This is a genomic window from Moraxella macacae 0408225 (assembly GCF_000320365.1).
Classification (GTDB): Bacteria; Pseudomonadota; Gammaproteobacteria; order Pseudomonadales; family Moraxellaceae; genus Faucicola; species Faucicola macacae.
This window is the reverse complement of record NZ_ANIN01000001.1, coordinates 228681-243373: the sequence shown is the minus strand read 5'-3', so window position 1 is coordinate 243373 and position 14693 is coordinate 228681. Positions and strand designations below refer to the sequence as shown.

Sequence of the window (14693 nt, the reverse complement as noted above, 5' to 3'; positions counted from 1 at the left end):
AAAGTAAAAAGTAAAAAGGTTTTTGGTAAAATACGATGTTGTATGTTGGGTTTTTGGCAGTTGGTGTGGGAATTTTGTTAACCGTTTCGGGGCTGATTTGCCTTGCAATCGGTACATTTTCTCAAGAAACCAACATTGCCAAAACCGCCAAAAATTTTGCCAAACGCCTGTTGTTTGGGGCGTTTTTTGTGTTGATGATGGGCATTGGCGTGCTTGGATTAAAATTTGACAGTGCTTAAAGCTGCATAATAATTTCATTGAATTTGAGAAATTGATTGTATGACAAACCAAAAAATTATCATTGTTGGCGGTGGCAATGTTGGCTTATCATTTGCCTTGTTGTTGGCGTATCGAGGCATTCGTAGTACTTTGTTGGAGCAAAACCATTATCCAAGCATAAGCCCTGATGATGACAAGGCTCACATTCATTACTTAGACAGTCGGAATATGGCACTTTCGCGTCGAACGGTACAAATTTACCAACAAATCGGTATGTGGCATGCGTTGAAACAGCATGCTTGTAGGATTGATGGGGTAAAAATTAGCGAACAGGGCGGTTTTGGCAAGGCTTATCTTGACAAACACGAAGAAAAAGTAGAAAGTTTTGGCTATGTCATTGAAAACAGTTGGCTTGGGCGCAAACTGTTATTGGCGGTACAAAACAGCCCACTGATTGAATTGTTGGACGCTGCAACGGTTACAAACATTCAACAAACCGAACAAAACGTAACGGTATCATTTGAAAAAAACAATAAAAAACAATCACTGACCGCTGATTTATTGGTGGCGTGTGATGGACAAAATTCCTTGAGTCGTCAATTGCTTGGGGTTAATTCAAGTTTTTATGATTATGGGCAGATGGGCGTGGTGGGGACGGTGATTAGCGATCGACCGCACAAGCATATTGCCATTGAACGCTTTAGTCCAAAAGGCTTGGTGGCGGTATTGCCTTTGTGTGATGGTTGTGATGAAAAGGGCAACACACGCTATCGTCGCTCGGTGGTATGGGTGTGCGATAAAGGCGATGAGCGTCGGTATTTGGACGATGATGCTTATTTTTTGGCGGCATTGCAAAATACTTTTGGCAGTCAGGCGGGGGCTTTTGTAACAGCAGGCAGACGCACTGCGTATCCGCTTGTCAAGGTTTTGGCAGAGCATCAAGTTGTTGGTCGCTGTGTGATTATGGGTAATTCAGCTCATACCTTGCACCCTGTGGCAGGGCAGGGTTTTAACTTGTGTATGCGAGATGCGGACACTTTGGCAACCATGCTTGCCAAGCAGGCTTTGCGTGGCGATGACATTGGTGCTAATGCACTGTTAAAAAATTATGCAAAACGCCGAAAAGCTGATCAAAAACGCGTGATTTTATTCTGTGATGGCGTGGTTTATAGCTTCACCCATAGCAGCCCTTTGGTAAAACTGGTGCGTAATGTTGGTTTAATTGCTTTTGATAAAATACCGTTTGTCAAACCAATGGTGGCAACTTTTGCAATGGGGTTAAAGTCTTAAGTTAAATTTGTTAAAGTATTAAATGCAATTTAAAAAAATGTAATCTAAAAAATGTAATCCAAACTAAGATAAGCTAAGTTAAACTAATCAATGAATGTAATGAATATAAACAATAATACCTTGGTTGTTGGCGGTGGCATTGTCGGTGCAAGTTTTGCCTTAAGCCTTGCCAAACGTCAATATCCTGTTACGTTAATTGATGTTCGTCCATATTTAAGTCCAGCTGATTGGGAGCAAAAACTTAAGTTGCGTGATGCTAGGGTGTTTGCGTTAAGCCTTGCCAGTATCCAAATTTTGCAACAAATTGGGGCATGGCAAAATATCCAACAATCAGGGCGAAAAGCGGATTATTGCCAAATGCAAGTATGGCAAATTAACGGTATTGGCGAACTAAAGTTTGGTAATAATACAAAGCCCAATCAATTGTTAGGCAGTATGATTGAGCCTTTTGTCATTGAAAAAGCCTTGTATGAGCGTTTTAATGATGCCGATATTGTGCCATTTTTGCGTGTGATTAATGGGCGTAAACTTACCAAAATACACTGGCTTGGTGTGCAACAAGGCTATCAAATAAGCCTTGATAATGGCGATACGCACACTTGCAAATTGTTAATTGGTGCAGATGGGCGTGGTTCGATGGTAAGACAAGAAGCTGGAATTGGTTTGGATATGCTTGATTATGCACAAACGGCGATTTGTTGTGCGATTAAAACCGCCAAAACGCATAACGCTACCGCACGTCAGGTTTTTTTAACCGACAGTATTTTGGCATTGTTGCCACTTGCAGATACAGATGGACAGGATCAAGCACAGCCACAACATTGGCAATCCATTGTGTGGTCGCTTCCGACTGAAAAAGCCAAACAGTTGTTGGCTTTAACGCCCGGTGAGTTGGCAAATGAAATTGCGTTTGCCAGTGGTTATGCACTGGGTGAAATCAGTGAGATTCAATCAATTGCCAGTTTTGCCTTAACCGCTCAACATGCCAAACAATACGTAAAAGCAAACTTAGCCTTAATTGGCGATGCAGCCCATGGGGTGCATCCGTTGGCAGGGCAGGGGTTAAATTTGGGTTTATTAGATGTCATTGATTTTATTAACATTTTACAAAAAGATTTTGAGAGGAGTGGCAAAAAAGTTTGGGCGGATTTTAGCACGCTACAACGCTATGAGCGCAAACGTTATGCCAATAATGCGATGATGATGCACAGTTTTTCAGGGTTAAATTGGCTGTTTGGTTCACAGTTTGCTCCTGTGCAACAAATCCGCAATGTTGGCGTGCATAAAGTCAGTAAAATCAAGCCGTTAATGCAGTTTTTTAGCAAACAAGCCAGTGGCATCTAAACCAACATTGCAACCAAAAACAAAAAGTTACCGGTTGTTTTCGTTACCGACATTGCTATTTTTTTGTTTTACCAATACTTTTGCCAAAATCAGTCCAAATTCAAATAAGAGCCACATTGGAATTGCCAACAAAATCATAGACAACCCATCAGGTGGCGTAACAATTGCTGATACACCAAAACACGCCACAATGATATAACGGCGTTTATCGGCAAGCGACTGAACCGATACAATGCCAACAAGCACCAGTAAAAGGGTTAACACAGGAATTTCAAAGGTTGCTCCAAATACCAAAAACAGCTTTAACACAAAGTTTAAATAGCTGTCAATGTCAGTCATTGGCAATACATTATCAGGGGAAAATTGAATAAAAAAACTTAAGACACTGTTTAATACAACATAATAAGCGAACGCAAGTCCCATATAAAATAAAACCACAGATGACAATAACAGTGGTAGAGCAATTTTTTTTTCGTGCTTGTAAAGTCCGGGGGCAACGAATGACCAAATTTGGTATAAAATATATGGCATTGCCAAAAATATTGACACATACAGGGTGAGTTTGATGGGTGCTAAAAACGATGAGGTGATGTCAGTAGCAATGATGTTAGAATTGCTTGGCAATAAAGCGACGAGTGGGGTTGAAAAAATATCGTAAATTTCTCTGGCAAACCCCACCAAGGCCAAAAAAATCACCAAAACCACCACAAACATACGGATAAAATGTCTGCGCAATTCAATCAAATGTTGAGTGAGTGGCATATCAGACAGCTGATTTTCTAAATTTGAATCGTTTGGTTGTTCGGTGTGATTCATAGCTTGTTCGTTGTGCTTGGTAAGTGATTGAGCAAGCGATCGGCTTGGTAATTTGGCAACAATGGGGCGTTTGGCCACCGCCGGTTTTTATCGTAATCACTAAGAATAAACCATTGATTTAACATGGGTTTTGTGTCATTTGTGTTGGGTTTTTCATGTATGCTGTGTTGTTGCAATGCTTGAAAACTGGATTTTAGCTGATCCATTTCACGTTTCATATCCGCTTCGGCTTTACGGATTTTGGCAAGTTCATCTTGCATTTGTTGACGTGTTTCTGCCAAATCCAACTCATTTTCAATTTCGCGTTGGATAGTGGCGATATGACGGCGAAATTTGGCATACGCTCGCCCTGCTTTGCGTACTGCATGGGGCATTTTTTCTGGTCCAAGAACGATTAAAGCGATAATGCCAAACAACAGCAGTTCAGAAAAACCAAGGTCAAACATTTGATGGTCTTGTCAAAATCAGGTAAAGTTTTTTGTTAGTAACATAAAACATTGTTTTTATGAAACATTGTTTTTGTCATGGTTGATTGTGGTGGTGTTGGCATGTTCAATAACACGGTTTTGGTTGTCTTGAATTTGGGCTTGATTTTCATCACGCACTGCATCTTTAAAACCCTTGACTGCCGCTCCTAAGTCTTTGCCTGCGTTTTTAAGTTTTGATGTGCCAAATATCACGACGACCACCGCTAAAAAAATCAACCAATGTGTGACAGAAAAACTACCCATAAGTTATTCCTTTGCTTGCATTAAAATTGGCATTATAACATAAAATCATAACAACATGTTTAACAAATCACGCTTGACTGCGTGCGTTTTTTTCATCAATGCCTGACAAGCCAAAACGCCGTGCCAACTCATCGGTAACTGCGGTGATGGGAATGTTAAACCAAGCTAAAACCACCATGGTGTGAAACCAAACATCGGCAATTTCATAAATTAAGTTGTGGCGGTTGTCATCATTGGTATGGGCTTGTAATTCTTTGGCGGCAATGATGGTTTCTGTGGCTTCTTCGCCCACTTTTTCTAAAATTTTGTTTAGTCCTTTTTGGTATAAACTGGCAGCGTAAGAGTGGTTTGCATCGGCTTGTTTGCGTTCGTTTAATACCGTGTCTAATTTTTCTAAGATTGTTTGTTCTAAGTGTGCTGATTGTTTGGTGTCAGCGGTTTGATCTGTTTGGATCGTGTGTTGATTTGGCAAGGTGTTGTTATTCGTGGGTAATGATTGATCTGTGTTATAAATAGCACTTGGATCTTTTTTGACAGGATCGGTAATTTGCCAATGAAATTTGTCTTGTTCATTGATTAACAATTGATAAAAGCACGACGTGCGACCAGTATGACAAGCAATTGCACCAATTTGGGTAACGCTTAACACAATCACATCAGAGTCGCAATCTAAACGAATGGCGTGTACCTGTTGAAAATGCCCTGAACTTTCACCTTTATGCCAAAGTTTATTCCGCGATCTGGAAAAATACACCGCTTGCTTGCTTGTGGCGGTTAAGATCAATGCTTCGCGGTTCATCCATGCCATCATCAAAATCTGTCCTGTGGCGTGATCTTGGGCAATGGCAGGGATCAGTCCGTTTTTATCAAATTTTATTGCGTTTAACCAGTCCATTTGTTACCTATTTTTTATGACTTAAGTTTTTATGACTTAAGTTTTTTGTTACTTAAGTTTTAAGCCAATCTTAAAGTTCAAATTCTTTTGCTTCCACCGCATTACGCAACGCCCCTGTTAGTGGAATTTCTTGGTTTAAACGATAATCGTACGCCACAAAACCCATGACTGCTCGCGCAACGTCCGATCCGTCATACATTCTGGTTACTTTAAAAATAAAATCACCGCCACGTTCGGTTAAATTTTGTACCCCAACTTCAAACAACAGCTCTTCACGGGCTTTGGCACGGCTGATAAAATGCGTTGCCACATCGGTGATAACAAAACCTTGATATTCGGCATTAATCTCTTTAATCCCTTTGGAAAACAAAAATCTGGCACGCACCTCTGCAAGCAATGCCACCATCGCATCAATGGTTAAATGTTGCCCAATGCCAATCTCGGTATGACGCACACGCATCACAGTTTCAAATACAAAACTTTCTGCACCAAATTCGTTTTCTAAATTAGACACAACGTTACTCCAATTTGATAAATTTTGGTAAAACTGGCAAGGTAACCTAATGTTTCGTAGGGTAATTGTCTGTAATTACCTGTAATTATATGTAAAAATCTGCCAATTATCCAAAAAAACAACCGATTATCCAAAAAGGATTATACATTATTTTTTGTCAATTACCTAATGTTAATTAAAAAAATAAACTTTATTTTATTAATTATTTTTATTAATTGTTTTTATGTATGAATTTTTAAACTGAAATTAAATTGCCAATAAAAAACACTTGCTAAAATGTTAAATTTTGGTAAAATATCACCTCCCACCTTCAGGCAATTTTTTTATTGAAATTGACGAAAAGGTATTTATACTTAAAGTAATTTAAGCGAACAAGAGGCTTCTTATGAAATTAAAAACTCGTCGTGGTGCTGCCAAACGTTTCAAAAAAACTGCCAATGGCATCAAACGCAAGCAAGCATTTAAACGCCATATTTTGACCAAAAAATCTCCTAAACGTATCCGTCAGTTGCGTGGATGCAAATTGGTACACGTTTCTGATGAAGCTCGTGTGCGTCGTATGTGTCCTTATCTATAAAGGCTTGGATTTAAGTTTATTTCAAAAATAATTAGGAGAAAATTATGGCTCGTGTAAAACGTGGTGTTCAGGCAAATCGCCGTCATAAAAAAGTATTGGCTCGTGCAAAAGGCTACTATGGTGCTCGTTCGCGTGTATTCCGTGTTGCTGTGCAAGCAGTAATGAAAGCTGGCCAGTATGCGTATCGTGATCGTCGCAACAAAAAACGTTCATTCCGTCGTTTATGGATTGCACGTATCAATGCAGGTGCTCGCCTAAATGGTTTAAGCTACAGCCGTCTTATCAATGGCTTGAAAAAAGCAAGCATTGAGATTGACCGCCGTGTATTGGCTGATATTGCAATGCATGATGCAAAAGCATTCACCGCTTTGACTGAAAAAGCCAAGCAAGCCCTTGCTTGATTGATTTTATCAAAACTTTGATTAAAAAGCCATCAGGTTTTTGACTTGGTGGCTTTTTTATACCGATTTTTTATACCGATTTTTATAAATTTTTTTGTTTTATAAATTTTGCTTTTGTAAATTTTGTAAAAATCCTTTAAAATAAAACATTTTTATAGCCGATATTTTATGTAAACTTTTTTGCTTAACTGGTTTTACTGAACCGGTTTTTATGGCTAAGATGGTTTTTGGATTGTTTTTGGATTGATTATGACTGACAATGTTTTGTATGAACAATTAAACGGTTTTAGCACCGATTTACCAACCTTGCAAGCCGATGATTTTGCGTGTTTTACGCGTTTGGCACAGGATTTGATTGGTGGGACAACCGATATCCAAGCCCTGCAAGCGGTGCGCGTAAATTTGATGGGTAAAAAAAGCCATTTAACAGTATGGTCAAAACAGCTTGGCAGTTTGTCAAATGATGATAAAAAAACTGTGGGCGGTTATCTGCATGGCATACGAACCACGCTAAATAACAGCTTGCAAACCGCCCAAAACACGCTGGAGGCTAAGGCTTTAGATGCCAAACTTCAAGCCCAAACCATTGACATCACACTTCCTGCTCGTGGACAAGACAAAGGCAATTTACACCCAATTAGCTTAATTGCAAACCGTATGCAAGCATTTTTTTGCCAAGCGGGTTTTGAAGTGGCAACTGGCCCTGAAGTGGAGCGTGATTATTATAATTTTGAAGCGCTTAACATTCCCAAAACTCACCCTGCTCGTGCTATGCATGATACTTTTTATTTTGATGCACAATATTTGCTTCGCACCCATACAAGTTCTGTGCAAATTCGCACCATGGAGCGGGGCAATTTGCCAATTCGCATCATCTGTCCTGGGCGTGTATACCGCTGTGATAGCGATCAAACGCATTCACCAATGTTTCATCAGTTGGAGGGTTTATATATTGGTGAAAAGACCAATTTTGCCGAATTAAAAGGGCTGATTCATGAATTTTTGCAAGCGTTTTTTGCCAAAAAGTTGACAGTGCGTTTTCGTCCAAGTTATTTTCCGTTTACAGAACCGTCTGCTGAGGTGGATATTTTGGCGGAAAATGGCAAATGGCTTGAGGTGATGGGCTGTGGCATGGTACACCCAAAAGTGCTGCAAAACTGTGGCATCGATTCACAAAAATACCAAGGTTTTGCTTTTGGTATGGGGATTGAGCGTTTTGCTATGTTGTATTATGGCGTTAATGATTTGCGTTTATTTTTCCAAAACGATGTGCGTTTTTTAAAGCAATTTGGCTAACCAAAAGCGTTAAACAAAAAGCCCACGATCTGATGGGCTTTTTTGTGGTTTTATGGTTATGAATTTAACATTGGACGGTATGTGGCGGATTTTTTAATTCAATGTTTAATTTTTCCCACGCTTTTAATTCTTTTTTGGAGGGTTCACCAACGACACTCAAAGCATGACGCAGGCGAGCAAACGTTAAATCCGCACCAAGTGTTACCATGGATTGCATAACAGGTGTAGAGCTTGTGTTGCCTGCAATTGCAACAAAAAATGTTGGCATAAAATCACGCAACTTTATTCCCATCTGATTTGCCAAATCCATTAATGTCTGGCTTACGCTGGCGTCATTCCAAGCGGTTAGGCTTTCAAGTCGCCAAATAGCAAATTGTAGGCTTTGGCGTACTTGTTCTGTGGTCATTTTTTTGTTGTTAAATTGATCGATCGTGATGGTTGGCATGTGGTTAAAATAAAACGCCGTCCAATCAACCGCTTCAGATAAAATGTTAATGCGTGGCTGTATGGCTTTGGTGATGTTTTCTAGTTTTTCGCGATTGTTTTGCCACGATAAAATGGTATCTAGCAGATCGCTTGGTGTCATTGCTTTAATGTATTGGCCATTTAGCCAAAACAGTTTTTCTACGTCAAAAATTGGCCCGCCGAGCGACACGCGTTGAATGTCAAAATGTTCAATCATCTCATCGAGGGTAAATTTTTCACGTTCATCGGGCATTGACCACCCCATGCGTCCAAGATAATTTAAAAGTGCCTTGGGCAATACGCCTATGTCTTTATAATAATTGATGGAAGTTGGGTTTTTGCGTTTTGACAGTTTGGATTTATCAGGGTTTCGAAGCAGTGGCATGTGGCATAGTATTGGCATTTCCCATTCAAAGTACTGGTAAAGCAACTGATGTTTTGGTGCAGAGGAAATCCACTCCTCGCCACGGATAACGTGAGAAATTTGCATAAGGTGATCGTCTACAACATTGGCAAGGTGATACGTTGGCAAACCATCTGCCTTTAACAAAATCTGCATGTCAACTTGCGACCATGGAATTTCTACATCACCGCGAAGCATATCGTGAAATTGGCACACACCTTCGGTTGGTATTTTCATACGGATAACATAAGGTGTATTATTTGCTAATTTTTCTTGAATCTCTGCTTTTGACAACAACAAGCCGCGACCGTCATATTTTGGTGTTTCACCTCTTGCTTGTTGTTCGTTGCGCATGACATCAAGCTCTTCTGGGGTGGCAAAGCAGTAAAACGCATGCCCTTTTTCAACCAATTCCACGGCGTATTTTTTGTAAATATCCATGCGTTCAGATTGGCGATAAGGTGCGTATGGGCCACCGATATCAGGCCCTTCAGACCAGTTTAAACCAAGCCACTTTAGGCTGTCTAAAATCATTGTTTCAGATTCTGCTGTCGAGCGTGTTTGATCGGTGTCTTCTATGCGTAGGATAAATTCTCCACCAAAAGCCTTGGCAAAACAAAGATTAAACAGGGCAATGTAAGCTGTACCAACATGCGGAAAACCCGTTGGACTTGGGGCGATACGGGTGCGGATTTTGCGAAAAGGTTGTTTCATGATTGTCTCAAAAGTTTTAAATGGTAAAGCCTTATTATAAGCGATTTTGTTGCGTTAATCAGCTTATTTTACAAATCAGCCAGTTTTGCTTATTTTAACTGATGATGACGGATAATTTCAATTAGCATGGGTATAACCGACACGACAATAATGCCAATCATAATCCAAGAAAAATGTTCTTTAACAAAACTCAATTGTCCAAAAAAATAACCAAGCAGGGTAAATAGCACCACCCAAATCACCGCTCCGATCACATTATAACGTACAAATTGAGCATAGGGCATATTACCCATACCGCCGACAAACGGTGCAAAAGTACGTACAATTGGAATAAAACGGGCGATAATGATTGTACGACCGCCATATTTGGCATAATAATCGTGGGTTTTTTGTAGATAAGCTGGTTTAAAAATTTTGGAGTTGGGGTTAAGAAACAGTTTTTTGCCAAAATGTTTGCCAATTTCAAAATTAACAAAATCACCAAGCACGGCCGCTATGATTAACAAAACCATTAGGAGCCACACATTCATCTCACCGACGGCCGCAATTGCCCCTGCTGCAAATAGCATAGAATCCCCGGGCAAAAAAGGCATAATCACAAGTCCAGTTTCACAAAACACAATCAAAAACAAAATTGCATAAATCCAGTTGCCATAATTGTTAACCAGATCTTGTAAATGCTCGCCAATATGTAAGATAAAATCAATCAGTGGCATGAAAATTCCTGTATGTCCTGTATGTTGATCGGTTTAAAATCAATCGGTTTAAATGGGAAAATTGCCACATTATAGTCGATTTTTGTAAAAAACCAACTTAAAACGCTGATTTTTCATAAAAATTGCAAAAAATATGAACAAGTTGGTTGACAAGTTAAGTAACTTTGATTAAAATACGCCAACTTTTTACAAAAAGGGGCTATAGCTCAGTTGGTAGAGCACTTGCATGGCATGCAAGGGGTCAGCGGTTCGACTCCGCTTAGCTCCACCATTTTGTAAATGGTTAACGACATGTTTTTATAAAGTGATTTTTTTATAAAGTGATTTATCCATATAAAAATTATCAATATAAACATGTTAACCTAGGCAATCTCATCTTGCGTCCCCATCGTCTAGAGGCCTAGGACATCGCCCTTTCACGGCGGTAACCGGGGTTCGAATCCCCGTGGGGACGCCACAAATTACCAAAAATTGCTTAAGCTTACCAAAAATTGAAACTTATTAAAGCAATTAACCATAAAAACCACTTTTGTAATTAAGTGGTTTTTTTATTGTGCAAATTATATTGTGCAAATTATATTGTGCAAATTATATTGTGCAAATTATTTAGATTTGGTGATAAGTTATTTTATTCATATATCACTTTATTCATATATCACTTTGTTGCCACGTTGTAATGCGTTTACCAAATCTTGGATATGAAATATATCCAAATCAAGTTTGGCACGCGTACAAGCAACGTATAATAAGCGTAATTCTTCTGGGGTTATTTTGACAACCTGGTTGTTCAGATCGTAATGAAAATCATCATCAATTTGTACGCGCATCCACTCTAAACCTTTGGCTTTGTGGGCGGTTGAGATGATGTAGTCGGCTTGGCTTGGCGGAGTTAGGCTGTGAATGGCTCGCTCGATGGTCTGTGTGCTGTACTCGTCTACCAGTTTGACGAAGGTTTTAAAATCACTGCCTTCATTGGTTTCGGCATAGCTTTGTACTTCATGCCAGTTGCGAAAATAGGCAAGTTCTGGCACACCAAACGCAGGTTGTCCTTTTTTTAAGCGTTCGGCGGATTGGTTAAATTTTAACATTCGATCGGTATCTGCTTGCAAGGCAACTTTATGCCCTCTTTTTAAACCTGTTAATAATTTTACCATAGCGCCTGCATTGGTTCGGCATAAAATTGCATCTTTTTGATCGGTTACCAAACTTTTGCTAAGTTTTGACTGGATATTTGGGTTACCACGCAGAGGTACTTTTTCTTGTAGGGCGGTTAAAAAAACATTGGCAACATTGGCAATTTCTTCACCAAAACGAAACGATTGTGTGAGTAAGGTCTGTGGCAATGGTAAGTTTTTTATTGCATTGATCGCACCTCGCCATTCGTAGATTTGTTGGTGGGCATCACCGACAAAAATCACTTGACATGGTTGGTTTTTTAAAATTCCCATCATAAGCGGATCGGCATCTTGGGCTTCGTCAAACAAAATAAAATCCGCCGGAATGATCGGATCGGACAACGCCCAAAGTTTTAGATAAATATCGTGTCCAATGCCTGCATTGTGATATGGATCAATGGATTGTAGCCAACGTTTTTCTACAAACGGATATAGCGTATCGCGCAAACTTTCGGCATCGCTTGGTGATAGCCAATCAGGCAAGGGTAAATGACGCGGTGCAGGATAGCTTGCGTGCGTGCTGCAAAAATGACTGACTGCATCGGCAACAAATGTGGCTTGGCGTTCGGCACTTAAGGTGATAAATTGGCTTTTGCCCTCGGTTTGGCGTTTGACTTGAATGGGAATGATGCCTAAATCATAAGCCAGGCGCTGTGGTGAAAATCTGGGCAATTGTAATTTTGCGGTAATTTTGCGATCGCTGTGGCGAAAGGCAAGTGAGTGAAAGGTGCGACAATTAACATTATCGGAAAATTTTTGTGCTGCTTCATTGGCAATGGCTTTATTAAATGCCAAATACATGCCACTTCCGCGTAGATTATCACCTATCAGTTTTAAGGTACTGGTTTTTCCGGCGCCTGCATAAGCAACAATTTTAAAAGATTGGCGTGTTAAGGCGATATTTAAGGCCTCTTGTTGTTCATCGGTTGGTGTGTAATTCGTCATTATAATTGAGATTTTCCGTGATTTAGAGTGAAAAGATTGTCGTGGCTTATTATATCACAGTTATGGTAATTTCAAAAAAATGCTATAATTGTTTTTATTTTTGATTTATTTTTTTTGATTTGTTTTTGATTTGCTAAAATATGCCACATAGACCTGATTTTTCCACGCCACAAATTATCTTAGCTCCGATGGAGGGCTTAACCGATCCTGTGATGCGATCGGTTTTGACCTCCATTGGCAAGTATGATTGGAGCGTTAGCGAATTTATCCGCGTTACCCAAACGGTTTTGCCCGCCCACGTTTTTTACAAACATATTCCTGAACTTAAGCATGAAGGCGAGTTTCAAGGTAAAACCATACACGGTACGCCTGTGCATGTTCAATTGCTTGGAAGCAATCCCCACCTTATGGCTGATAACGCTGCTAAAGCCTGTGAATTAAACGCTCCTGCTATTGATTTAAATTTTGGTTGTCCTGCAAAAACCGTTAACAATCATCGGGGTGGTTCGGTATTATTGACCGAGCCTGATACCGTTTACCAAATTGTTCATGCTGTGCGTCAAGCCGTGCCAACGCACATTCCTGTTTCGGCAAAAATCCGTTTGGGTTATGAAGACACAAGTTTAACCGAAGAAATTGGCGATGCAATACAAGCTGCCAAAGCAAACTGGCTTACCGTTCACGCTCGCACCAAAACCCAAGGCTACAAACCGCCCGCTTATTGGGATCTGATTGCACCATTAAGCCAAAAATTATCCATACCTGTCATTGCCAATGGTGAGATTTGGACGTTGGAGCAAGCCTGTTGTTGTCGCAGGCAAGCCGGTACTTTGCATTTGATGCTTGGACGTGGGGCGGTTACCTATCCAGATTTGGTAAACAAAATTAAAGACAATCATTACAAAAATTTAACTTGGCAAGATTTATTAAGGTTACAAATTGACTTTTTGCGTGGCAATGCCAAAAGCGACAACATGATGGTTGCACGTTATAAACAGTGGCTTGCGATGTTAACCCAAGGGTATCCACAGGCCAAAATTTTATGGCAAACGGCCAAACGCATAAAAAATCTAGATGAGATGTTAAATTTGTTAAATGTGCAACTTAATACCCAAAATATGTGCTAAAACTATGTGCTAAAATAATTATGTGCTAAAATATTGCAAATTTTAAATACCGTTAAACAGTCAAAAAAAGAGTATGTTATGAGTTTATTTACCACTTTACAAAACATCGTGCCACAACAAGCGTTAAGCGAGTTTGCAGGCAAATTAGCCAGCAGTAAAAATCCAACCGTCAAGCGTTTTTTTATTCGCGGTTTTGCCACAGTTTACGGCATAAAACTGGACGAATATGCTCGTGAGCATTGGCATGATTATCAAAGTTTTAACGATTTTTTTACGCGTGAACTCAAAGACGGTGTGCGTCCGATTGACCAAAAAGACGGCGGCGTGGTATGTCCGGCAGATGGTAAGGTGTCGCAAATTGGACAAATTAAACAAAACCAAATCCTACAAGCCAAAGGCAAAAATTACGATGTTGGACAACTGCTAGCCGATCACAAACTTGGCAAAGCGATGCAAGACGGTAGTTTTGCGACGATTTACCTTGCACCGACCAATTATCACCGTGTGCATATGCCCTTTAGCGGTACATTGGTGCAGACGATTTATATACCGGGACAGTTGTTTTCGGTAAATCATGAAACCGCCGAAAACATTCCTGATTTGTTTGCACGCAATGAACGTTGTGTTTGTGTGTTTGACACCGAATTTGGCACAGCTTGCGTTGTGTTGGTTGGTGCGATGATTGTTGCAGGGATTGAAACTGTAGCGACAGGAAAACTAAAACGCACGGATCAAATCCAAACTCAAAATCACAATCTTACTTTACAAAAAGGCGACGAACTTGGACGGTTTTATTTGGGATCAACTGCGATTGTGCTATTGCCAAAATCAGCAGGCACAGCTTGGCAAGGAGGCCTGCACAATGGAACAGCAGTAAAAATGGGGCAATTGCTTGGAATTTGTTATCAATCACCAAAGCGGTTTTAATAAAAGTTAATTAATTTTGTATAAAATTTATATACAAGTGTTGAAAGTTCGGTGGCTATCTGTTATAGTATTTTTGTTACTAAAACGTAACGCAAAGCCTACGCTGTTGTAAAAAAGCACGCTGTTATAAGCTGTTAT

The 14693-nt window shown here is 39.9% G+C and carries 16 protein-coding genes and 2 tRNA genes; 10 read left to right on the top strand and 8 right to left on the bottom strand.

Features of this window, described 5'->3' with window-relative positions; genetic code table 11:
- Positions 1–35: 35 nt before the first annotated feature.
- From MOMA_RS01130 to MOMA_RS01120, 3 genes are all read left to right on the top strand, one after another.
- A complete protein-coding gene (locus tag MOMA_RS01130; RefSeq protein WP_009501364.1) occupies positions 36–239 on the top strand; it encodes a hypothetical protein in 204 nt (67 codons plus the stop codon).
- A 40-nt stretch (positions 240–279) separates the two neighbouring features.
- Positions 280–1509 (top strand): FAD-dependent monooxygenase, encoded by a 1230-nt coding sequence (locus MOMA_RS01125; protein ID WP_009501363.1) that lies wholly within the window; start codon positions 280–282, stop codon positions 1507–1509.
- 99 nt (positions 1510–1608) lie between these two features.
- Positions 1609–2853 (top strand): FAD-dependent monooxygenase, encoded by a 1245-nt coding sequence (locus MOMA_RS01120; RefSeq protein ID WP_009501362.1) that lies wholly within the window; start codon positions 1609–1611, stop codon positions 2851–2853.
- 27 nt (positions 2854–2880) lie between these two features.
- Here the strand turns inward: MOMA_RS01120 and tatC are convergent, their stop codons facing one another.
- The 5 genes from tatC to MOMA_RS01095 all read right to left on the bottom strand — a co-directional run bounded on the left by tatC (position 2881) and on the right by MOMA_RS01095 (position 5809).
- Positions 2881–3669 (bottom strand): twin-arginine translocase subunit TatC, encoded by a 789-nt coding sequence (tatC, locus tag MOMA_RS01115; protein WP_009501361.1) that lies wholly within the window; start codon positions 3667–3669, stop codon positions 2881–2883.
- Positions 3666–4115, bottom strand: a complete 450-nt coding sequence (gene tatB / locus MOMA_RS01110) for a Sec-independent protein translocase protein TatB (protein ID WP_009501360.1) — start codon at positions 4113–4115, stop codon at positions 3666–3668. The genes tatC and tatB overlap by 4 nt, the downstream gene beginning before the upstream one ends.
- Positions 4116–4172: 57 nt before the next feature.
- Positions 4173–4400 (bottom strand): Sec-independent protein translocase subunit TatA, encoded by a 228-nt coding sequence (gene tatA / locus MOMA_RS01105; RefSeq protein ID WP_009501359.1) that lies wholly within the window; start codon positions 4398–4400, stop codon positions 4173–4175.
- Positions 4401–4467: 67 nt separating this feature from the next.
- The gene (hisIE, locus tag MOMA_RS01100; protein WP_009501357.1) at positions 4468–5295 is read right to left on the bottom strand and encodes a bifunctional phosphoribosyl-AMP cyclohydrolase/phosphoribosyl-ATP diphosphatase HisIE; all 828 of its coding nucleotides are present in this window, start codon (positions 5293–5295) and stop codon (positions 4468–4470) included.
- A 70-nt stretch (positions 5296–5365) separates the two neighbouring features.
- Positions 5366–5809: an acyl-CoA thioesterase gene (locus tag MOMA_RS01095; RefSeq protein WP_009501356.1), complete on the bottom strand. Its 444-nt coding sequence runs from the start codon at positions 5807–5809 to the stop codon at positions 5366–5368.
- A gap of 385 nt (positions 5810–6194) precedes the next feature.
- On the opposite strand from MOMA_RS01095, the gene rpmI reads away from it, so the two are divergent.
- The 3 genes from rpmI to pheS all read left to right on the top strand — a co-directional run bounded on the left by rpmI (position 6195) and on the right by pheS (position 8083).
- Complete coding sequence (gene rpmI, locus MOMA_RS01090) at positions 6195–6386, top strand: 50S ribosomal protein L35 (RefSeq protein ID WP_009501355.1); 192 nt, start codon at positions 6195–6197, stop codon at positions 6384–6386.
- A gap of 44 nt (positions 6387–6430) precedes the next feature.
- Positions 6431–6787, top strand: a complete 357-nt coding sequence (gene rplT, locus MOMA_RS01085) for a 50S ribosomal protein L20 (protein ID WP_009501354.1) — start codon at positions 6431–6433, stop codon at positions 6785–6787.
- 249 nt (positions 6788–7036) lie between these two features.
- Positions 7037–8083: a phenylalanine--tRNA ligase subunit alpha gene (gene pheS, locus MOMA_RS01080; protein WP_009501353.1), complete on the top strand. Its 1047-nt coding sequence runs from the start codon at positions 7037–7039 to the stop codon at positions 8081–8083.
- 64 nt (positions 8084–8147) lie between these two features.
- Here the strand turns inward: pheS and gltX are convergent, their stop codons facing one another.
- Positions 8148–9665: a glutamate--tRNA ligase gene (gene gltX / locus MOMA_RS01075; RefSeq protein WP_009501352.1), complete on the bottom strand. Its 1518-nt coding sequence runs from the start codon at positions 9663–9665 to the stop codon at positions 8148–8150.
- 89 nt (positions 9666–9754) lie between these two features.
- Complete coding sequence (locus MOMA_RS01070) at positions 9755–10381, bottom strand: DedA family protein (protein ID WP_009501350.1); 627 nt, start codon at positions 10379–10381, stop codon at positions 9755–9757.
- Between the two features lie 195 nt (positions 10382–10576).
- Here MOMA_RS01070 and MOMA_RS01065 point away from each other — a divergent pair.
- Both MOMA_RS01065 and MOMA_RS01060 read left to right on the top strand, forming a co-directional pair.
- Positions 10577–10652: transfer RNA gene (locus MOMA_RS01065), tRNA-Ala, on the top strand.
- A 110-nt stretch (positions 10653–10762) separates the two neighbouring features.
- A tRNA-Glu gene (locus MOMA_RS01060) sits at positions 10763–10838 on the top strand.
- A gap of 187 nt (positions 10839–11025) precedes the next feature.
- Here the strand turns inward: MOMA_RS01060 and MOMA_RS01055 are convergent.
- Positions 11026–12501, bottom strand: a complete 1476-nt coding sequence (locus tag MOMA_RS01055; protein WP_009501349.1) for an AAA family ATPase — start codon at positions 12499–12501, stop codon at positions 11026–11028.
- Between the two features lie 140 nt (positions 12502–12641).
- Here MOMA_RS01055 and MOMA_RS01050 point away from each other — a divergent pair, with 140 nt between their 5' ends.
- Together MOMA_RS01050 and asd are read left to right on the top strand one after the other, a co-directional pair.
- Positions 12642–13628 carry a tRNA dihydrouridine synthase gene (locus tag MOMA_RS01050; protein WP_040624758.1) on the top strand — a complete coding sequence of 329 codons (987 nt, stop codon included), beginning with the start codon at positions 12642–12644 and terminating at the stop codon, positions 13626–13628.
- A 78-nt stretch (positions 13629–13706) separates the two neighbouring features.
- A complete protein-coding gene (gene asd, locus MOMA_RS01045; protein WP_009501347.1) occupies positions 13707–14555 on the top strand; it encodes an archaetidylserine decarboxylase in 849 nt (282 codons plus the stop codon).
- Positions 14556–14693: the final 138 nt, after the last annotated feature.